A 20,938-nucleotide genomic window follows, 5' to 3' on the forward strand; every position below is an offset into this window, starting at 1 on the left:
GTAAAACCGGCCAAGGCAGTCAACTGGAGCAATAATGAATCGTTCGCTAAAGGTCACGTTATTTGTACTTCTGCTGCTGGTTGTACTCGTATTTGGCCTGGTCATAGGACGGCAGGTATTTTTGGTGGACAGCGGGGAGCCAACACCAGCTCCGGATCTTGCTGAAATGAATACCTATGTTTATGACCAGCCCAGGCCATTGGCAGAGTTCACCCTAGTAAATGAAAACGGTGAAACCGTTACCCGCGAGAGCCTCCGAGGAAAGTGGACTTTTGCCTTTGTGGGCTATACCAACTGCCCGGATATCTGCCCGGCAGCCATGGCTAATCTTCGCCGCACAGACAAGCTGCTATCCAAAGAACTGCCTCAGCCGAATTACCTGTTGGTCACTGCCGATCCAGAACACGATACGCCTGAGCAACTGAAAGCCTATACCGGATTTTTCGGTGAGAACTTCCACGGGCTGACTGGTGATCTGGACACACTGCGAGAAGTGGCGAAAAGCCTGAGTGCCGTGTTTGTGCATCGAATGGTTGATGGTGAGCTACTGGTAGACCACAGCGGCCACTTTGCACTGGTGAATCCCGATGGCCAGCTGGCGGCACTGATACAGCCTCCCCATAATCCCGAACATCTTGCTGAAGCGTTTGAACGCATATATCTGTGGGCGAAAGCCAATCGTGAAAACACTCGCACCTGAGGCGGATAGGCAGCCTGTTCTTCCAAGGTCAAACTGACATAGCAGCGCGACTCGCATAGACTGCCCGGCTGAAAATGCACTTGCCGGAATCGACAGTATGTACAAACAGAACATCACAACCCCGAAAGAGCTCTTTGGCGTTCTGGCCGCTGGTGCCATTGTGCTTATGGTTGTGCACACCCTGGGCCGTTTTGTTTATACCCCGCTGCTACCCTACCTGATCGACGACGGACAGCTCACTGCGCCAGAGGGTGCAGCAATCGCTACCTGGAATTACTTTGGCTACCTGGTGGGTGCCATGCTGGCGATTCGCTGGCACCGGGTGAGCCATATCCGCATTTTACTGCCCGCGTTTCTCGTGGTGCACGTGGTAACCACAATTTTTGTTACCCAAACGGACAACCTGACAGCCATCTCCAGTGCGCGCTGGCTGAACGGCGTCGCTAACGGTGTTGTTTTTGTGCAGGCACCGGCGCTGATTCTTGAGTGGCTGGTGCTACGTAACCGCTCGACCATGAGTGGGCTGGTTTACATTGGTGTAGGGCTGGGTTTGTTGCTCTCCAGCGGGCTGGTTAGCGGTACCGCTGATTGGCTTGAAGGCGCCGCGCGCTGGTGGCCTGTCGCCTTGACCTCCATTCCTTTGGCCATCTGGGGTGCCTACCGGCTGATAAAGCTTGAAGTGCCCGACCAGGAACCTGGCAAGGATGGCAAAATTCAAACCAACACACCGCTAATAGACCGCGCCAGCATTCCCCTGTTTTTGTCATACGCCGGTGCAGGCCTGGGCTACATCCTGCCCATGACCTTCCTGCCACTGCTGGCAAAGCTGCAACTTGAAGACGATCACTGGCTGCTTGATGGTGCCTGGCTTGTTGTGGCGCTGTGCACCATCCCGGCTGCCTGGGTGTGGAACAAACTCGGAAGCAAAATGGGCGACATCCCCGCCCTGAAACTGAATTTCCTGATCCAGTTGGCAGGTGTTCTGGCAGCCGTGGTTCTGCCGGGCGCAATAGGCATACTGCTATGCGCCGCATTGGTAGGCGGCACCTTCCTCGGCACAGTACTGCTCACCCAGCGCCTCGGCCGCGCACTGCACCCACACCAGGGCCCACGACTATCCGCTGCTATGGTGGCCCTCTACGGCTTCACCCAAATGGTCGGCCCATGGTTAACCAAACAATGGCTAGACGCCGGCGGCACATTGGTATCCGCCTTCGGAATTGGTGTGGGCGCATTGGTCTTCGGATTACTGTTCGTGTACTTCGTGCCCCGCCCCGAAGCCTGGCACGCAAGAACCATCCCGCACGATTAAAAACTCGACCACAGGTCAACCCAAGCCAGCCCATGTTAGGCTCAAGGGATATTACAGGGTTCCGAAAGGTGTGGTGGTGAATTTAATTTTCAGCCGGACAAAGGTGTTTGAGCGCAGCGAGTTCTTTTCCGGCTGAAAATTAAATTCGCCACCGCGCCACCCCCAAGCTACCAGGCTAAACCCAAGTTAAACCAACCAAACCAAGGCCAGAGCAAAACCGTGCTCCCAATAGACCACATCCTCCCAGAACTAAAACAAACTCTGGAGCAAACCACCACAGCTCTATTGCAAGCACCCCCAGGTGCCGGCAAAACCACAAGGGTTCCGTTAGCGCTATTGGATGCCCCCTGGCTGCAAGGCAAAAAAATCCTGATGCTCGAGCCAAGGCGACTGGCGGCTCGTTCCGCAGCTCGATTTATGGCCTCGCAACTGGGCGAAAAACCCGGCCAAACTGTCGGCTACCGTACAAGGCTGGACACCAAAATATCTGGCGCCACACGCATAGAAGTAGTCACCGAAGGCATCCTCACCCGGTTGATCCAGAGCGACCCCATGCTGGAAGACTACGCCGCCGTACTCTTCGATGAATTCCACGAACGCTCCCTCCAGGCAGATCTCGGGCTGGCACTGGTGCGGGAAACACAAGAAGCACTACGGGAAGATCTGCGAGTACTGGTGATGTCCGCCACACTGGACACCGCCCCCATTGCCCGCCTGCTCGGCGACGTACCCGTATTAAGCAGTGAAGGGCGCGCCTTTCCTGTTGAGGTGTTCTATCGCCCGGCAGCCACCACACAGCGCAACCCGCGATTGGTTGATCAGGTGGTTGCGGTGGTTACCGAAGCTTTGGCACAACAACCAGGCTCGGTGCTGGTGTTCCTGCCGGGCGCAGGCGAGATCCGCCGGGTAGCTCAGGCCTTGGCCGGGCAGGTGGCCTCTAACGTGGCTATCGCGCCCCTGTTTGGCAACCTCAAGGCTGCCGAGCAGGATCAGGCCATTGCACCGGCGGCAGAGGGCACACGAAAGGTGGTGTTGGCCACAGCCATCGCCGAAACCAGCCTGACCATTGAAGGCGTGCGCGTTGTGGTGGATAGCGGCCAACAACGCCGGGCCGTATTCGATCCCAACAGTGGTATGACACGTCTGATTACCGGCCGAGTTTCGAAAGCCTCCGCAGAACAGCGCAAAGGCCGCGCAGGCCGGGTGGAGCCGGGTGTGTGTTACCGGTTATGGAGTAAGTCGGAACAGTTCGGGCTGGCGGAGTTTACACCGCCAGAGATTCGCGAAGCCGATCTGGCGCCCCTGGTGCTGGAGCTGGCTCAGTGGGGCGCCCGAACACCGGACAATCTCGCATGGATCGACCCACCGTCTCCCGCCCATTGGCAGCAAGCCGTGGAACTGTTGCAGTGGCTGGATGTGCTGGATGATGAAGGCGCCATTACCGAACACGGCAAGTCGGCCCGGGCATTGGGCATCCACCCCAGGCTGGCCCACATGGTCATCCTTGGGCGCTCACTTGGGCTGGGCAGGCTGGCGGCTGAGCTCGCAGCATTACTGGAAGACAGGGACTTGTTGGGCCCGGGTGCCGGTGCCGACATGCATGAGCGCATCCGTGTTCTCCGTGGGGAGCGCGGTTCTCAACGTATAGACACGCACCGCCTTCAGGCACTGCGACAGCAGGCAAAGCGTTTATTGGCATCGGAAACGAATGGCAAAAGCGACCAGGAACCCATGCCAACGGCCACAGAAGTGGGCCGCTTGTTAGCACTCGCTTACCCCGATCGAATAGGCAAGCGCCGCTCCGGAGACACACCGCGCTACCAGCTCAGCAATGGCAAAGGCGCCCTGTTGCGGGAAGACGACGGGCTGGCACGGCATGATTGGCTGGTGGCAGCAGACCTGGATGGCAAGGCAAGGGAAGCGAGGATTTATCTGGCGGCGCCGGTTGACCTACCCACTCTTGAAACTGATCTGGCAGCCCATATAAGCGAACAGGACGAGGCAGAATGGGATGATAAACGCGGCACTGTGGTCGCCCGCAGAACCCGCCGCCTGGGGGCGCTGGTACTTGCCGAAAAATCGCTGACAAAGGTCTCACCGGAGCTGATTCAGCAGGGTTTGCTGGCTGCGGTAAAGCGCAAAGGGTTGGATAGCCTGCCATGGACACCCGCAGCCAGGCAGTGGCAGGCGCGGGTTGCGTTGCTGGCCAAACACTATCCCGGCCAATGGCCGGATGTCAGTGATCAAGCCCTGGCGGACTCGCTGGAAGATTGGCTGTTGCCCTTCCTCACCGGCATCAGCCGCTGGTCTGAGCTGGCGCGGCTGGATCTGCACAACGCCCTGAACAGCCTGCTGGACTATTCACAACAACAACAACAGCTGGCGGAGCTTGCCCCAACCAGCCTGACTATTCCTGCTGGCAGCTCCGTTACTCTGGATTACACCGCCGAGAACGGCCCGGTTCTGGCGGCCAAGTTGCAGGCGCTGTTTGGCTGGACACAAACACCGCAAGTGGCTGGCGGCCAAGTGCCGGTACTGATTCACCTTTTATCACCGGCCCAGCGCCCCCTGGCGGTTACCGCAGATCTGGCCAGTTTCTGGGTGAACGTTTATCCGCAGGTGCGCAAAGATACCCGTGGTCGGTACCCCAAACACCCCTGGCCAGAAGATCCTCTAACCGCTGTTGCCCAGCAGGGCGTCAAGAAACGGCCGGGCCGATAATTACTTGATGATTTTCCGGCTGTTACTGAGGTACTGTTCGCCGGCCGTGCGCACGGTGTCCGGGTCAGCGCGTTCTGAGGCCTTGTGGACTTTCTCAAGGGTATCCTCAAGCTCGTCAATTTCATCGTCCAGCTTCTGCAGAGCGTTTTCCAGGGTGTAGGTGAGCTGGTGCACCTCGTTCATGGCCTCTGGAGTCAAATCGCCGGCCAGCACTTTTTCGAGCTTGTTGTTGTACTCGGAGAAGTTTGCAACGGCTTGTTCAAGGGTGTTTGCAGGCACGCCCTTGAAGTGGTCATCGTCGCTGGCGAGGGCAGGTACGGAGATCAGCAGGGAGGCGGCTACAGCGGTAAACTGGCGAACAATTGTCATGGTATGGCTCCGAGGTAAGTTAACGCACAATGTAATGCGAATTATTATCAGTTGCGTTGCCAAAAACCATGACCACCGTCAATTTATCTCACAAAAAACACTTGCACCCAGGCTGAAACTGCTTAAAAATTACCCACTTTAAACTTCGCGACCCCGCTCATGAATCTCGTTTCGTTCAATATTTTCCGCACCCTTGGCTTTCCGGACACGACCGTACTGAAACCGGAGCAGTATCTGAAGCACAAGGAAGCGTTGCGTCAGGCCGACTGGGTGCTTTTCCCGGAGTACTGGCAGCTCAATGCGTTGGTGCATGGTTTGAAATGCCGCGTGTTCCCCAGTGTTGCCAGCTACCGTATTGGCCACGATAAAGTGGAAATGACCCGGGCGTTTGAAGCGGTCGCGCCGGAGCACATTCCCTGGACCATCATTGAAGCCAACGGCCCCGAGGAACGCGAGCACATCTGGAGTGTCATGGCGTTGCCCTTTGTGGCCAAGTTGCCAAAGGCCAGCATGGGCGAAGGTGTATGGCTGATTGAAACCCGTGACGACTGGCACAAGTACTGTCAGCGCACTGAGGTGCTGTACGCTCAGGAATACCTGCCGCTGGATCGAGACGCGCGCATTGTGGTGGTGGGCGGCAAGGTTGTTACAGCCTACTGGCGCACACAGGCGGATCAGGGCTTTTATAACAATGTGTCCAAAGGTGGCAAGATTGATAACAGCCCTGTTCCGACCATCATGACGGATCTTGCCCTGCGGCTTGCCCGGGAGCTGGATGTAGATCACGCTGGTTTCGATATTGCCTTGGTGGAAGGCTATCCGTTTGTCCTGGAGTTCAATCGTTTATTCGGTAATCAGGGGCTGGGCCAAGGTAGCGACCTGAAGGATGCCATCCTGGAATACCTGCAAGAGCACAGCGAACCCCGGGATCCCGGTGGCTCCAACAGCCCCGAGCCATTCCACCCTGTGGCGGTTTGAGCCCGGAGCTGAAGAATTACAGGTTCTTGTAGCGGTTAATGTCGAATATGCCTGCCTGCAGGGGCTGGTGCTCCCGTTGCCAGGCCGTAATGTCGTGAAGTATCTCCCAGAACTGACGGTGGGTGCGGCGCACGCCCCAAACACCGACCACCGCTTCAAAAGCCTTGGGCTCTTCTGCCTTCAAGGCTTTCAACCTGTCTTTAAACAGCCCCAGTTGCGATGCTGGAATATCGAAGATGAAGTTGGGATAGCTGCCAATGATGCCGGGGTAAATGGTCAGCTTGTCGTTCTCCGGCTGGTAGCGTGAGTCTTCTCCTAACAGGAAAGCGACATTGCTGTGGGCACGGTCGCGGATAACCGTGTAGACCGTGCGCTTGCCTTCCTCGCTGAGAACCCGCAAAAAGGTCACTTCGGGAAGGTAGTTGATGGCAGGCAAAAACTCGGCCCGGGTAGCGGCCAGCTCTGACAGCACCTGATCTGCCTTGCGAATCCATTCTGGCTCATCCATGCGACCGCAATCGCTGCCGCCACAACGGTTGATGGGGTCGTCCCGTTCGGCGTTCAGCTCACGGAAGTTCAGCAGCAGCCGGGCGCCCAGCTCTTCGTTGAACGCCGAGGTGGCATAGGCCACCTGTGACGGAGATGTATCATCCATGTCGGCGTAGCTGTAATCCAGCTTGAACTTACCTGCGCCCTGGTACCAGTCGCGCAAAACCCGGTTGCGTTCTCCCGGTGGTATCAGTCGCAGATAATCCTGCTCGCCGCCATTACGAATCAGATCAAAGTAGAGTCGCGTCTGGGCCTGATGGGCCACATTGCCGAACACATCAAAGTTCACCACCAGTTCATAGTAGGTGCGCTCAAACAGCGGGTAGTCCATCCACCAGCTGGTGAGCGGCACCTGACCTATGAGACCGCGCTGTACAGAGGCGTTGTCATGATGGCGAAAAACCGTCAGCAGGGCATTGGTGTTGGTGCCGTCACCATCCCAGATGTGCCCCAGCGAGGGGCCTTTCGGATAGGCCTCGCGGTAGGCCGCGTTGCGCAACTGGTGGTATTGGTTGCGCTTGCCTTTGTAGCGGCTCCAGTTTTTCCCCAGGTCCAGCAGGGCGCTGTCCTGCCCTGGTAGTGCGAGCAAAGGAGTCACCTTGTTGCGATACTCGGCATCGGTAATATACAGGTCGTTTTCCGGGTCGTGATAGCTCACCCAGAAGTGGTCGCGGATGACGTCTGTGGCAATCTGGCCGCGGCATACCGGCCCGCGAATGAAGGTGCGGGTAAAGTACTCAGCGTTATCCAGCATGAACTGGTAGCGGGCTTTTGCCGGAATAGCGGCAAAGGTGGCAAATGGGTTGGCCCGGTTTTCCCGGCTGTAATCCGGTATGGATTCTACTTGCCAGTCGCCGGTTTCAAACAATTCGCGGGTGCGTTTGAACTGTTGTTCACCAAAATCGAAGGTTATGTGGCGCTTGTGCACGATACTGCCTGCCACTGGGCGCATGCGATAGTAAACAGTGCCTTCCGGGTCGTCGTTGGGGCGGCGGGTAGCGATGATCTCAATCTCAGAACCTGCTGGCGTGCGGGAACGAACTATTTCGAAGAAGCGCGTGTTGGCACCCTTGTCTTCAAAATACAGGTGGGCAAGGTAGAGATGTTCGTAGACCCAGCGGCTGATGAGTTGTTGCCGCAGGCTGCCGTTATTGAGCCAGTCTTCCCAGCGTTGGATATGACCCTGCTCTGCCTCGTCCACCTCAGTAACTAGCGGGCTGACTGCGCCGCCCTGGTTAATCCATCCGGTCAGAGTTGCGTATTCGTCGTCAGTCAGGCCGGTAACCGCCAGAGGCATGCCTTCGTATGGGTGGTCGCTGGCGTAGTCGGAAAAGTCTTCGTTACTGACACACTGGTTGGCGCGGGAAAGACCAAGTTCTATGTGCTTGGGCAGTTTGCTGTTGGGAGCAAATTCGTATTGTTTGCCCAGACGAATCATGTTCTCGAACAGGCTGCGGGTTTGGTCGCCCCGGGCCAACACCGAGTAAAAACCCTTCTCTCGCCATTGTTGTTCGGTTTGGGCGTCGATTCCCAGCCGGGTGGTTTGTTGGGTGTCGAAGCGTGCACCGTTGTAAACCGGATCTTTGTGGGCACCGCGAATGAGGCCGTCGGAGTATTCCATTTTGAGCTGGCAGGGGGCGTCAAAGCAGCTGTGACAGGCCAGGCATTTGGCTTCCACGATGGGGCGCACGTCTTCGTTGAAGCTGACGGGTTGCTGGGTGGCGGTGGGCAGGGCCTGTTTGAAAGTGGGCGGTGTGGTGTTTTCGGCGCAGCCTGTAAGAAATAGCAGGGCCAGGAGTGCTGCTGCAATGAGTTTCGGCATTGGGGGCCTGTAGTCGTCTGAGTTTTGGGAATTATAGTCGGTTGAGGTTGGGTTCGCTAAGGCGCTTTGACATGGGGGGGTGGGCCGAGCAACCGGGTGCCTTTTCTTCTGGGAAAAACAAATCGCTTCGCTCAGACATCTTTTTCCCGCTAGAAAAGGCACCCGGTTGCTCGGCCTTCGGCCATTGCGAAGGTTTTCTATGAGCTTGTTTTTTTGGGGCGGCTTTGGTCAGCTGAAAGCGTTTGTTGCCCTTGGTGTGTGGGGCTTTTGGTGGAGTTTTCGGTGGCTTGGATTATGGGTAGATATGCTCATATCGGCGGGGTGGGAAAAGCCCGAATATCGCGCTTCCTGGCCAGGGCCATTCAGGTTCTGGCATCCGCGTTCGCGCACTGTTTTTTACCCCGAGGGGGAAACACCATCCATGACCGAGTCAGCCAACGCTAACATCGCCGATTACTACACTGCCGAGACCTTTGAGCGGATCAAGGCGTTTGCGGATACCAGGGAAACACCGTTTGTGGTGATTGATACTGCCACGATTGATCGTCAGTACGACGAGCTGGTGGAAGGCTTTCCTTATGCCAATGTGTATTACGCAGTAAAAGCCAACCCGGCTCCGCAGGTTTTGACCATGTTGCGGGACAAGGGTGCGAGTTTTGATATTGCGTCGGTGTATGAGTTGGAAAAGGTGATGGGGCTGGGTGTGACCGGCGACCGGATAAGCTACGGCAACACCATCAAGAAGGCGCGGGATATTCGTACCTTCTATGAGAAGGGTGTGCGCATGTTCGCCACGGATTCCGAGGCGGATTTGCGGGTTATTGCCAAGGCAGCTCCCGGTGCGAAGGTATATGTACGCATTCTGACCGACGGCACGCAAACCGCTGACTGGCCGCTTTCCCGCAAGTTTGGTTGCGAGAGCGACATGGCCATGGATCTGCTGATTCTGGCCCGTGATTTGGGCTTGGTGCCTTACGGTGTGTCGTTCCACGTGGGTTCCCAGCAGCGGGAAATCGGTGCTTGGGACTCGGCGCTGAACAAGGTAAAGGTCATCTTTGAGCGTTTGAAAGAAGAAGACGGCATCGAATTGAAAATGATCAATATGGGCGGTGGTTTTCCGGCTAACTACATCAACCGGACCAACGAGTTGGGTGTATACGCCTCTGAAATTACTCGCTTCCTGAAGGAGGACTTTGGTGACGATCTACCTGAAATCATTATCGAGCCAGGTCGTTCGTTGATTTCCAACGCTGGTGTTTTGGTGAGCGAAGTGGTTCTGATCGCCCGCAAATCCCGTACCGCTCTGCACCGTTGGGTGTTTACCGATGTGGGTAAGTTCAATGGTCTGATCGAGACTCTGGATGAAGCGATCAAATTCCCAATCTGGACGGATAAAAAAGGTGAAGGTGAAGACTGCGTAATTGCCGGGCCAACGTGCGACAGTGCTGACATCATGTACGAGCACCACAAATACCCGTTACCACTAAACCTGGCTATCGGTGATCGTATGTACTGGCTGTCTACGGGAGCCTATACCACAACCTACAGCGCAGTAGAATTCAACGGTTTCCCTCCGCTAAAGGATTATTACATCTAAAGACTGAGGGCCTGCTTCATTGGGGGTGGGCCGCGAAGTGGGGCGCTTTACTGACGTTGGAGGTTAAGTTTTATTGCTAGTGGGGAGACTAGAACTCCGTAGGCAATCATTACCGCAATGGCGTGCTTTATATCGCCAGTCCAGTCTGAGAGTAAGCCACCCAACATGGGCACGGCGAAGGCTACTGTGTAGCCCACCAGAAAGTTACCAGCCGAGAGCCTCCCGGTTTCGCTGGAAGGTACCAAAAGCGGCGGCAATGCCACCATCATGATCAGTAGAACGCCAGCGGTGAAGCTCATAAAGGTTGCGCTGGCGATTGCCCACCATCCGGTAAATACCAACAAGCCGGTAGTTCCCAACAGGCTGAGTATCAGCATGATGAGCAGTGGGGCTTTTCTTCCTACCCAGTAGCGCGCCATTTTCAGCATCAGCAGCGATGCAATTACCTGAGCGAAGTTGTACCAGAACAGGGCTTCGGTGAGGTTGTCGAACTCCCCTCTTTGCTCCAGAAGTGCCGCCAGGTAGGCGTTTACACCGAAAAACAGGGATCCGGATACGCCTAGTAGTAAACCCAGCTTAAGCGTGAGCGGGTTTTTCCAGTCTGGCAGCCAGGCGACTTTGCGTGTGGGCTTTGCCATATCGCGTTTGGGCAGGAACAGGGCTGCGGCGACCAGTAGCGCGGGCAGCGACCATACCAGCATGGTGGCGCGCCAGCTGTTGTCGAGCAGGGGCATGATGGCTGGCAGGGTGATGCCGGCGCCGATGAATTCGCCCATCAGCATGCCGTTCATGTAGATAGCCGAGCCGAGGGCAAGGTTTTTTGGTTCCAGCCAGCGTGGCAGTAATGCCGGTAGCGCGGGCTGCATCATGGCAATGCCTACACCCATAACGGCGCTGGTGAGCATCAAGGTGATGGTGTCGGGTGCAAGGCCCCGGCCAGCGGAGCCGATGACCATAATGAGCATGGCCAGTGCCAGTGTGTTGCGCGGGCCTATGCGGGAAATGGATAGAGAGCCAGGCATGGAGCCTATGGCTAGCATAAGAATGGGCAGTGTGGTCAGGGCACCGGTTAAGGTCTGAGACAGTGCCAGTTCGTCACCGATAAACGGTGCCAGCGGTGGCGCAACCAGTATCGGGATGCGCAAGTAGACCCCGGCCAGCCAAAGTAATATCGCCACCGGCAGCAGGCTTGCTGTCGATGACGGTTTGGATGGCACAGGGTGTTCAGCTACAGACAAGGAATGTCAGTCTTCGCTGGTGTCCGGCAGGTAGGCGCCGTCTTCGTCGTGTACTTCCTGGCCGGTAACCGGCGGGTTGAACGCACAGATCAGGCGCATGTCTTCAGTGCCGCCGCGCAGGGTGTGCTGGTCGTGCTTATCGAGGGCGTAAAGCGTGCCGTCGGAGATTTCGTGGGTTTCACCGGTGGCTTTGTCGGTGATGGTGCCGTTGCCGGCTACGCAGTAAACCGCTTCCAGGTGATGCTTGTACCACAGGTTAAGCTCGGCACCCGCAGGGATGATGGTTTCGTGGAAAGAGAAGCCCATACCGTCTTTTTTCAACAACATGCGACGGCTGGTCCAGCCGGGGCCATGCACTTCGCGTTCGGTACCGATAATGTCCTTAATTCGTACAATCTTCATGAGCATTCCTCGTTTTGTGATGGAATAGCCATACAGTATAAACACTCATTTCAGGTCCGGTTCAACCGCCAGTCGTCATAAACTGCCATACACTGCTCGATGGCATCGTGGAATTTGTGCCGTTGGTTTTCATCCAGAGGTTGCTGTTTGCGGCATTTGTCGAGGGTTTTCTGAATGGTTTGGCGGCTCGTTTTATCCAGGCGTTCCAGCCAGTGATGATCCGCAGGTTGCAGGTCGAGCAGCTCTCTTCCGGCGTGGTTTCTGTGGCTTATGTGCCACCAGTGGTCCACTGCCCGCCCTAGAACGACATAGCCAAACTGGCTGTCTTGCACAGGGCCGAAGGTGGCTGTCTTCAGGCCGTCTTTAAGCAAGCCGATATTCAGAACGGGCAGCGTGAACCGGCCTCCGTACATGTAACTGCCAGCGGCGCCGATAAGGCCGCCCACCAGAGCGCCGGCGCCCAGAGATGAGCCCAGTGTCAAAGCATCCAGCCCGGCACCACTGACAGCGCCGGCACCAAAACCGGCAGTAGCCAGATAGCGCCTGCTAACGGCCCAGTGTTTACGGCTGTCTTCCGAGAACAGGTCGTGATCGCTGTGCCATTCCAGTTCGGCTTCTTGCCGCTGCACCTGTTGATGCTGGTAAAGATGTTCGATGTCTATCCGCAAGGCTTGTTCCCGCTGGCGTTGATGTTGGTACCAGCGCTGGCTGAGTTGCTCTGCAAGCGTGCTGTCGCTGGTGCCTGCCGCCTGATCCAGCGTCAGGGTGCGCTTTTCCTGAAACGACATCATATCCTGCAAGGCTTTCGCAATGACGCCAGCCGACTGGTGACGTCGCTGCTCGCGCTGGGCCGATAAGTGATGGGTCGCCTGCTCCAGCGGTTTTTCCCAGTCTGGCTCAAGCTGGCCAAAGGCGCGCAAAAGGCTGAGATGTTGCTCGAACGGGGCGCGAACCGCATCGAACTTGCGCACAACCTGGAAGAACTGCCCTAGCGCTGCCTGCCAGGTGTCGCTGTAATCGTCTGGCCCGATGCTGTTGATCAACGCCAGGCTGGGCTGACCTGTCCAGCGCAGAATGGTCATTTCCGCTTCGTGTTCGCTGCTGTATGGAACAGAGCCATCCACCACGTAGATGATTCCCGCGCCTTCAATCAGCGGTGCCAGCAGTTCGCATTCATCGGTAAAGCGGCCGTCGCCCTGATGGTGTTGCACAAAGGCGCGCACTGTTTCGCCGTGGTCTGATGCAGACACACTATGGGCTTCAAGCCATTCCAGCACCCGCCGGGGGCGCTGAAAGCCGGGTGTATCCACCAGCGTATAGAGCACTTTGCCATCCACGCTCAGCGGGTAGGCCTGGCGTTTGCGGGTTGTGCCGGGTTCCAGTGCAATGGCAATGGCATCGTTCTGCGACAAGGTTGCCACTACGCTGGATTTCCCCTTGTTGGGGTGGCCTACAACGGCAAAGGTGGGTGCGCTATTCATTCCACAAATTCCCCGTTTACATCAGCAAGGGTTCCATGAACCGGTATCTGACTGACCGATAAAAACTCCGGCCCCATTCGTTGGGCAAATCTCAGCCACTGCTGTATCTGGTGGGCATCCGGTTCCTGTTCGATGCGGGCGGCCAGCGGTGCCAGAGTAACCTGTGTATTCCGGGGCCAGAGTTGCCTCGCACTGGCCAGAAAGTCTTCCAGCTCCCCGGTGGGGGGCTCCCAACTGCGGGTAACCAGAATAACCGAGTGCAAGGAACCTTGCTCCAGCTCCCCGGCTACCTGCGCCTGTGTTTGTCGGTCCTCTTCCAGGGTTAACCTGCCCCCCGCCTTGGCAATCAGGGTCTTGCCGCTACTGAGGGCATCCGGCAGCTCCGGGTCGCCAGCGCCGGCCCAGCACAGCACAATACTGGCGTCTGGCAAGGGTTGTAGCTGCAGGTGAGTATTGGTATCGGGCAAGTCCGAGGCGTCGTTGTGTTCGTTGCCAGTATCCAGGGCTGGCGTTTCCATACGGTACATCAAGGCCCGCATGGCCGGGTGGTTGCTGAGCAAATGCCGGGCCTTGCGCCGGATCAAAGCGCCTGCCAACAAGGCAAGGATGAGCCGGGGCAGCAATGCCCAGGTAGCCCAAAGCATGGCAATGAAAGGCCACCACTGGCCCCAGCGTGCCGGGTTCAAACTGCCCACTGCGGCGCTGGCACGAAAGAATCGTGTGGCTTCCACAAGTGCAAGGTCTGGCGCCGCGGCAGGCCAAAGCCAGGCCCAGGGCGTAGCAACCGCGGCAATCAGGCTGTGATAACGGCTGGCGTCGGTTTCAAGGGTGGTGCTCCAGCCAAACGCGAGGTCCTGCAGCACGACCATTACCAGCAGGGTAACCAGACCTGTTAAAGCAAAACAGACTCCGCCAAGGTGCGCAGCCCGAGCCATGAGCACCGGTTGAAGCTTTGTAGTAACCGCCGATTCAGGCTGGTTGCGAAAACGCCGGAGCAATGGCCGCCAGGGTTGCCAGCCAACCAGAGACTGAACCGTGGTCAGCAGTGCCAGCAGCAGCTGAAAGGCTACAAAAGCCAGAATAACGGTAATGTTGATGCGCTGGCCGCCATCGTAGAACAGCAGCCCAAGCATGGCCAGCAAACCAAACAGGGCGCCTGCCGCCATAAAACCGCTATTGATCCGTTGCCAGAAGCGCAAGGTGAGTGCCGATGGGGGCGAATCTGCGCCGGGGCCGCTCAGGTGGTTGATATGGGCCAGCCAGCGTTTCGGGGAGGGTTTTACCCCTTGTTGCTCGCAGGTCAGTGCAAACTTGCGATCCCGCCGGTGCAGAAATGCCGGGGCCTGGCCCTTGTCTCTCTGGGCGCGAGCATCAAAATCCAGCAGCAATCGGAGGGGATTATCAGTCATGAACGGTTCCGGTGATGAATTCGGTCTTTGAGTCTATGGTGTTAGGATATCGGCATTACCCAGTCTGATACCAGATAACGAGTCGTTATGCCCCACCATTTGATGAATCTGCGCCACGTACCCGATGACGAGGCCGAGGAAATCCGGGATTTGTTCGAGGCCCACGAAGTGCGCTACTACGAAACCCCGCCAAGCCGCTGGGGTATCAGTATGGGTGGTTTTTGGGTACACGACACAGAGGAAGCTCAAAGGGCCAGAACCCTGTTGCAGGATTACCAGCGCCAACGCATGGAAAGCCAGCGTGAGGCTTATGAGCAACGGCGCTCGCAGGGAGAAGGTGGCGGTATCTGGTACATGCTCCGACAAAAGCCCGTGCGCACAGTGGCCGCCGTTCTGTCGATACTGGTGATTGCCGGTCTCAGCCTGCTGCCGTTTATCCGAATAGGGTGATTTTGCCAGTGTCCGGAAACCCGGACGGCCAGCAAGGCTGTCTGCATATCTATAATAAAAAACCCTGAAAGATCAGTTGGATGTGAATTTGGCACAAGATGCGCATAGCCGTTACCCGGCGCGTTCCCCATTTGCTCGCCTTGCAGATGGGGCCATATACTTCCGACAGGTGACCCGGTTGTGCCGGGTGCCAGGGCTTTCAACATGAGTACTATTGAACCCGGTGGTGCGCAGTACATGACAAAGTTGTTTGGTGACAATAATAAAAGCGGGCTAACCCGGGAGCTGATTGAAGCGATCTTCCCCATGTTTGAGGAGGCCAGCGCGGGAGCAATTGCCGTTGATAAAGAATCCCGTATTACCTGGATAAACAGCAGCTATTCCCAGCTTCTTGGCCTTAAAGATCAAGCCAGCGCTATTGGCTGCCCTGTGCGTCAGGTTATCCCTCACACCCGTATGCCCGAGGTTGTAGAAACCGGCAAGCCTCTGCTGCTGGACATCATGGAATATCAGCAACAACAACTGGTTGTCACCCGCCTCCCATACTACGACAAGACGGGCGAGATTGAAGGTGCTATAGCCTTTGTTCTCTATGATGACCTGCAACCGCTTACGCCCTTGGTGAGCAAATACCGGCGCCTGCATCAGGACCTCGCCGCCGCTCGCAAAGCATTGGCGAAAAAAGCCCGAAGTACTCGTTACAGCCTTGGTGATTTTGTGGGTGCCAGCCCCGGCGCTCTTGAAGTAAAGCGCAGGGCGAGGCTTGCGGCAGGGCGTGAGATGGCGGTGCTTTTGCTGGGCGAAACAGGTACCGGTAAAGAAGTGCTGGCACAAGCCATCCATTCTGTCTCCAGCCGTGCGGAAAAGCCGTTTGTGGGGGTGAATGTGGCCGCTATCCCCGATAATTTACTGGAAGCTGAATTCTTCGGTGTTGCCCCGGGCGCTTATACCGGCGCGGACCGGAAGTTGCGGGAAGGTAAGTTCCAGTTGGCTGACGGCGGCACCCTGTTTCTGGACGAAGTGGGGGATATGCCCTTGCCACTGCAGGCAAAGCTTCTGCGGGCGCTTCAGGAGGGCGAGGTGGAACCCCTCGGCTCTAACAAGATAATTCAGGTAGATGTTCGGGTTATCGCAGCCACCAGTCGTAACCTGGAGGCCATGATTGCAGATGGCAGCTTTCGTTCGGATTTGTACTACCGGTTGAACGTGCTGGAAATTCCCATACCACCGCTGCGGGATCGCCTTGCCGATCTTGGGCTGCTGTGTGAAACCCTGTTGTGGGAAGTCAGTGAAGGCCTGGATATGCGGGCCGAGATTACCGACGCCGGCGTAGCGGCATTGGGTAGTTATAACTGGCCCGGAAATATTCGAGAGCTGCGCAATGTGCTTGAGCGCGCCCTGACCATGAGCGAAGAGGGTGGCGTTCTGGATGCAGATGCTATTTTCAAGGTTTTGCCTCGCAACAGTGAGAGCAGAGCGGTCCGCACAGCTCCCCGCCCTGTAAAACTGCTGGCAGACATACTTGCCAAAGCTGAGGCGCAAGCGATTGAAGATGCCTTGGTTGCTAGCAGGGGTAATCGCACCAAAGCGGCCAAGCTACTGGGCATCTCCCGCTCAGTACTCTATGAAAAACTCGCCCGAATGTCCTGATATTCGGACGGTCGTCCTGAAATCCGGACGGTCTTGTACGACCAGTGTTCAATACTGTCCAAGTTCCCGGACAAGTAGACTGTCCGAAGTTTATTGTAAGTTTTTACATTATTGATAATAAAGAGAAAAATCGAACTGGCACAGTCCCTGCTGAGTCTGACATTCAGGACGTCAGAACAACACGGAAAACAAAGGCTGGCGCCAGCTACAACAACAAGAAGGACGAATACTATGACCATCAAGCAAAAGCTTTCGGGTTTGACCCTGGGTGTTACGGCCGCAGCGCTCATGACAGGCGCTATGGTAAGCAGCAATGCCCTGGCGGCGGAAAAAGTTCGCTGGCAGGTGCCTCTTGCCTTCCCGTCCCACCTTATCGGGCTGACAACGCCCGTTAAGCACCTTTCAGAAAACCTCAAAGCCATATCCGGTGGCGATATCCAGCTACGTTACTACGAGCCGAATGAGCTGGTTCCGCCCTTTGAAATCATGGATGCCGTAGGTGGTGGTAAATACCCCGCAGGCTACACCTGGGTAGGATACGACCAGGGCACTATCCCCGCCTTGCCTCTGTATTCCGGTGCCCCTTTCAACATGGAGCCACCCGCTTATCTGGCCTGGTATTACGAAGGTGACGGCCGTGCGTTGCTGGAAGAAATCTATGCCAAGCGCAACATCCACCCCATGCTGTGCAGCATCATCGGCCCTGAAGGTGCGGGCTGGTTCGCCAATCCCATTGAAGGCGTGGATGATTTTGATGGCCTGAAAATCCGCTTTGCCGGCATTGGTGGCAAAGTTCTGGAGAAACTCGGCGCATCCGTAACCATGGTTCCGGGCGGCGAAATCTATCAGGCCCTGGAGCGTAAGACGATTGACGCGACTGAGTTCTCTCAGCCGGCTATCGACAAGATGCTGGGGCTGGATCAGATCATCAAGAACTACATCATGCCTGGCTGGCACCAAACTCTGACCACCTCCCATTTGTTGGTGAACAAAGATGTTTGGGAGGATTTGGAGCCACAGAGCCGTGCGCTTATCGAAATGGGCTGTGAATCCGCCACGCTTAAAGGCTTTGCTCAAAGTGAGTGGGCCCAGCCAACAGCGCTGCGTGATTACGAGAAGGAAGGCGTAAACGCCCAGACCCTGCCAGAGCCTGTGCTGCGTGAGCTGCAAAAGGTCACCAACGAAGTGCTGGATGAAATTGCTGCCAAGGATGAAATGTTCAATCGCGTACTGACCAGTCAGCGTGATTTCATGAAGCATCACTCTATTTGGCACTCCAATGGCTACCTGCCACGGGATTTCTACAAGTACGACTGATCAACGGATGATGTATACCGCGGGTAACGACTGAATCGTTACCCGCTTCCCGCCCTGCATCCGAAAAATCCGAGGTTTTTGTGACCGATACCAATATCTCCGGAGATAAGCGCGCCCAGGCATCTGGAAAGGACTCGTTGCCAATTAATGCGATGTCCTGGCACCTCGACCGACTGGTGGTGGCTGTTGGCCGCCTCGCCTCCTGGTTATGGGTTGCTGTGCTGATCGTTATTCTGATCAACGTTTTCTCCCGCTATGTTTTGTCTCAAGGCTCCATTGCTCTTGAAGAATTGTCCTGGCACCTGTTCGGAACGGCCACCATGCTGACGCTGGGCTATGCCGTTGTGCTGGATGACCACGTACGTGTTGACGTGCTGAAAGAGAAATTCAGCCCTAAAGCCCAGGCGATTATCGAGCTTATGGGCATTGTGCTGTTAGCGCTGCCCATCATTGCGCTGATGATCAGTGCTCTGGTGCCCTACGCCTGGACAGCATGGATATACACAGAACATTCACAGGCACCCAGCGGGCTGCCCTACCGCTTTATATTCAAAAGCATGCTGCCCCTGGGGTTGGCGTTTGTGATGATTGCCCTGGTGTCCCGTGCCACACGTTGCACTACCTATCTGTTCCGTTTTCCCAGGGCTATTGAGCCTCCCTACGATGACCGGCACTCCTCCGGCCATCCTGATTCCTGAACCGCGAGGCTAACGTCATGGGTGTAGAAGCGATTCTTGTTATCGCCATGTTCGCCAGCTTTATGGTGCTCTTGCTGCTGGGTTTCCCGGTTGCCTGGTCACTGGCGGGTATAGGCTTGGTATTCGGTATTGTCGGCCACGTAATGGTCGAATATCTCGACTCTCCCCTGTGGTTTACCTGGCAGGGCACAATTGGCGTTCTGGACGCCAGGATATACGGCATAGTTGCCAACGAGTTGATGGTGGCGCTGCCCATGTTCATCTTCATGGGCATCATGCTTGATCGCTCCGGCATCGCGGAAAAGCTGATGCACAGCCTGGTGAGGGTGCTTGGAGGCTTGCGCGGCGGCTATGCCATTACAGTGGTGCTGGTTGGCGTGTTGCTTGCGGCCTCCACCGGTATTGTTGGCGCTTCGGTCGTGCTGCTGGGCATGCTGTCCCTTGGCCCCATGATGCAGGCGAACTACAACAAGTCCCTGGCTGTGGGTACGGCGTGTTCTGTTGGCACTCTGGGTATTCTGGTGCCGCCCAGCATCATGTTGGTATTGATGGCTGACCGCCTTGGCACCTCGGAGGCATCAGTAGGCAAGCTGTTTATGGGTGCTCTGATTCCCGGTGTTATGCTGGCGATGCTTTACATTCTTTACATCATCATCGCCTCCTACATCAAAAAAGACCTGGCACCCGCGCCTCCGAACCGGCGGCGCCTTGACGCCCGAGCCTGGGCTGGCGTGCTCTGGGCCGTTCTGCCGCCTATGGCCCTGATCATTTCCGTGCTTGGTTCCATTTTCTTTGGCATAGCAACAACCACAGAAGCCTCTGCGGTGGGTGCTGGCGGCGCGCTGCTCATGGCGTTCCTGAGCAGGCGCCTGGATATGGAGACCCTGAAAGACTCCCTGTACCAGACCAGTCGCACCTCAGCATTCATCTTTGGCATTTTTATCGGTGCTACTGTGTTTGCCTCGGTACTGCGTGGTTTAGGGGGAGACGAGGTTATTGAAGGCGCGATCACCGGCCTGCCATATGGCACCACAGGTGTGCTGCTGACGGTTTTGCTTATCACCTTCCTGCTCGGGTTCTTTTTGGATTGGGTTGAGATCACTTTGATTGTATTGCCCCTGGTTGCGCCCGTGCTGTTCAAAATGGGCGTGGAGCCGGTGTGGTTTGCCATCATGTTTGCCATGTGTTTGCAGACTTCCTTCCTGACACCTCCGGTTGGTTTCTCACTGTTTTACATCAAAGGCGTATGCCCGCCAGGTATCACAACACGGGATATTTATCTGGGCGTATTGCCGTTCATTCTTTTGCAGCTTCTGGCTTTGGCGCTGGTGTTCTGGTTCCAGCCGCTGGCGACCTGGCTGCCGAACGAAGTGTATGGCGGCTCCTGACGGGCCCGCTTTAATGCAGGGTTTTACTAACAAAAATTGAATAATAACGAGGGGACAAACATCATGCGTCTCGAAAACAACGTCGCACTTATTACTGGTGCAGCTCGGGGTATTGGCCGGGCGATCGCCGAACATTATGGCCGTGAAGGTGCCCGAGTAGCCGTGGCAGATCTCACTGTGGAAAGCGCTCAGGACACCGTAAATGCCATAGAGAAGGCGGGCGGCACCGCAATGGCTCTGGCCATGGACGTAACCGATGAAACCGCCGTGGACGAGGGCGTAGCTGCCATTGTGAAAGCCTGGGGTGGCCTCGACATTGCTGTGGCGAATGCTGGCATTCAGCACATAGACCCGGTACACAAACTGGCGTATGCGGACTGGCGCAGGGTGATGAATGTGCACCTTGATGGCGCATTTCTGGTAACCCGGGCGGCTTTAAAACAAATGTACGCCAACGGCGGAGGTACTATGCTGTACATGGGCTCGGTGCATTCGCTGGAAGCCTCGCCCTTGAAGGCACCTTATGTGGCAGCAAAACACGGTATGCTTGGCCTTTGTCGTGCCGTTGCCAAAGAAGGCGCGGAACACGGAGTTCGCAGTAATATTATCTGCCCGGGCTTTGTAAGAACGCCGCTGGTGGATAAACAGATACCGGAACAAGCAAAAGAGCTGGGCATTTCCGAAGAGGAAGTTATCAGTAAGGTGATGCTAAAAAACACAGTTGATGGCAAATTCACCACCCAGGAAGATGTTTCCGAAATGGCGGTGCACTTGGCGGCCTTTCCTTCAGCCGCTCTTACAGGGCAATCTATTGTTGTCAGCCACGGCTGGCACATGCAGTAAGCAACAGGAGCAAC

General features: G+C 56.4%; 17 protein-coding genes. 11 read left to right on the forward strand and 6 right to left on the reverse strand.

Going from position 1 to position 20,938, the window contains the following annotated elements; all coding sequences use genetic code 11:
- Positions 1-34 precede the first annotated feature (34 nt).
- The 3 genes from CDH47_RS05715 (at position 35) to hrpB (ending at position 4,733) form a co-directional block, all read left to right on the forward strand.
- Positions 35-700 (forward strand): SCO family protein, encoded by a 666-nt coding sequence (locus CDH47_RS05715; RefSeq protein WP_100638901.1) that lies wholly within the window; start codon positions 35-37, stop codon positions 698-700.
- 97 nt (positions 701-797) lie between these two features.
- Positions 798-2,012: a YbfB/YjiJ family MFS transporter gene (locus CDH47_RS05720; RefSeq protein WP_239985589.1), complete on the forward strand. Its 1,215-nt coding sequence runs from the start codon at positions 798-800 to the stop codon at positions 2,010-2,012.
- 219 nt (positions 2,013-2,231) lie between these two features.
- Positions 2,232-4,733 carry an ATP-dependent helicase HrpB gene (gene hrpB / locus CDH47_RS05725; protein WP_100638902.1) on the forward strand — a complete coding sequence of 834 codons (2,502 nt, stop codon included), beginning with the start codon at positions 2,232-2,234 and terminating at the stop codon, positions 4,731-4,733.
- Here the strand turns inward: hrpB and CDH47_RS05730 are convergent, their stop codons facing one another.
- Positions 4,734-5,102 carry a DUF6746 family protein gene (locus CDH47_RS05730; RefSeq protein WP_100638903.1) on the reverse strand — a complete coding sequence of 123 codons (369 nt, stop codon included), beginning with the start codon at positions 5,100-5,102 and terminating at the stop codon, positions 4,734-4,736.
- A gap of 159 nt (positions 5,103-5,261) precedes the next feature.
- On the opposite strand from CDH47_RS05730, the gene CDH47_RS05735 reads away from it, so the two are divergent.
- Positions 5,262-6,080 carry an ATP-grasp domain-containing protein gene (locus tag CDH47_RS05735; protein ID WP_100638904.1) on the forward strand — a complete coding sequence of 273 codons (819 nt, stop codon included), beginning with the start codon at positions 5,262-5,264 and terminating at the stop codon, positions 6,078-6,080.
- Positions 6,081-6,096: 16 nt separating this feature from the next.
- On the opposite strand, the gene CDH47_RS05740 is transcribed toward CDH47_RS05735, so the two are convergent.
- Complete coding sequence (locus CDH47_RS05740) at positions 6,097-8,451, reverse strand: fatty acid cis/trans isomerase (RefSeq protein WP_100638905.1); 2,355 nt, start codon at positions 8,449-8,451, stop codon at positions 6,097-6,099.
- A gap of 421 nt (positions 8,452-8,872) precedes the next feature.
- Here CDH47_RS05740 and CDH47_RS05745 point away from each other — a divergent pair, with 421 nt between their 5' ends.
- Complete coding sequence (locus CDH47_RS05745) at positions 8,873-10,048, forward strand: type III PLP-dependent enzyme (RefSeq protein ID WP_100639321.1); 1,176 nt, start codon at positions 8,873-8,875, stop codon at positions 10,046-10,048.
- Positions 10,049-10,095: 47 nt separating this feature from the next.
- On the opposite strand, the gene CDH47_RS05750 is transcribed toward CDH47_RS05745, so the two are convergent.
- The 4 genes from CDH47_RS05750 to CDH47_RS05765 are packed head-to-tail and all read right to left on the reverse strand — an operon-like array spanning position 10,096 to position 14,578.
- Positions 10,096-11,265 carry an MFS transporter gene (locus CDH47_RS05750; RefSeq protein WP_239985591.1) on the reverse strand — a complete coding sequence of 390 codons (1,170 nt, stop codon included), beginning with the start codon at positions 11,263-11,265 and terminating at the stop codon, positions 10,096-10,098.
- Positions 11,266-11,292: 27 nt separating this feature from the next.
- Positions 11,293-11,688 (reverse strand): ectoine synthase, encoded by a 396-nt coding sequence (locus CDH47_RS05755; protein ID WP_100638906.1) that lies wholly within the window; start codon positions 11,686-11,688, stop codon positions 11,293-11,295.
- Between the two features lie 50 nt (positions 11,689-11,738).
- Positions 11,739-13,169: a GTPase/DUF3482 domain-containing protein gene (locus CDH47_RS05760; RefSeq protein ID WP_100638907.1), complete on the reverse strand. Its 1,431-nt coding sequence runs from the start codon at positions 13,167-13,169 to the stop codon at positions 11,739-11,741.
- The gene (locus CDH47_RS05765) at positions 13,166-14,578 is read right to left on the reverse strand and encodes a DUF2868 domain-containing protein (RefSeq protein WP_100638908.1); all 1,413 of its coding nucleotides are present in this window, start codon (positions 14,576-14,578) and stop codon (positions 13,166-13,168) included. Before CDH47_RS05765 ends, CDH47_RS05760 begins: the two co-directional genes overlap by 4 nt.
- Before the next feature lie 87 nt (positions 14,579-14,665).
- On the opposite strand from CDH47_RS05765, the gene CDH47_RS05770 reads away from it, so the two are divergent.
- The 6 genes from CDH47_RS05770 (at position 14,666) to CDH47_RS05795 (ending at position 20,924) form a co-directional block, all read left to right on the forward strand.
- Positions 14,666-15,028: a DUF6164 family protein gene (locus CDH47_RS05770; RefSeq protein WP_100638909.1), complete on the forward strand. Its 363-nt coding sequence runs from the start codon at positions 14,666-14,668 to the stop codon at positions 15,026-15,028.
- Positions 15,029-15,232: 204 nt separating this feature from the next.
- Positions 15,233-16,678 carry a sigma-54 interaction domain-containing protein gene (locus tag CDH47_RS05775; RefSeq protein WP_420843663.1) on the forward strand — a complete coding sequence of 482 codons (1,446 nt, stop codon included), beginning with the start codon at positions 15,233-15,235 and terminating at the stop codon, positions 16,676-16,678.
- A 231-nt stretch (positions 16,679-16,909) separates the two neighbouring features.
- On the forward strand, positions 16,910-17,995 hold the full coding sequence (locus CDH47_RS05780) for a TRAP transporter substrate-binding protein (RefSeq protein WP_100638910.1): 1,086 nt from the start codon (positions 16,910-16,912) through the stop codon (positions 17,993-17,995).
- Between the two features lie 152 nt (positions 17,996-18,147).
- A complete protein-coding gene (locus tag CDH47_RS05785; RefSeq protein WP_100638911.1) occupies positions 18,148-18,693 on the forward strand; it encodes a TRAP transporter small permease subunit in 546 nt (181 codons plus the stop codon).
- 17 nt (positions 18,694-18,710) lie between these two features.
- The gene (locus CDH47_RS05790) at positions 18,711-20,081 is read left to right on the forward strand and encodes a TRAP transporter large permease (protein ID WP_100638912.1); all 1,371 of its coding nucleotides are present in this window, start codon (positions 18,711-18,713) and stop codon (positions 20,079-20,081) included.
- Positions 20,082-20,144: 63 nt separating this feature from the next.
- Positions 20,145-20,924 (forward strand): 3-hydroxybutyrate dehydrogenase, encoded by a 780-nt coding sequence (locus CDH47_RS05795; protein WP_100638913.1) that lies wholly within the window; start codon positions 20,145-20,147, stop codon positions 20,922-20,924.
- The last annotated feature ends 14 nt before the right edge of the window (positions 20,925-20,938 follow it).

Origin of the sequence: Marinobacter salexigens (assembly GCF_002806945.1) — a bacterium.
Lineage (GTDB): Bacteria > Pseudomonadota > Gammaproteobacteria > Pseudomonadales > Oleiphilaceae > Marinobacter > Marinobacter salexigens.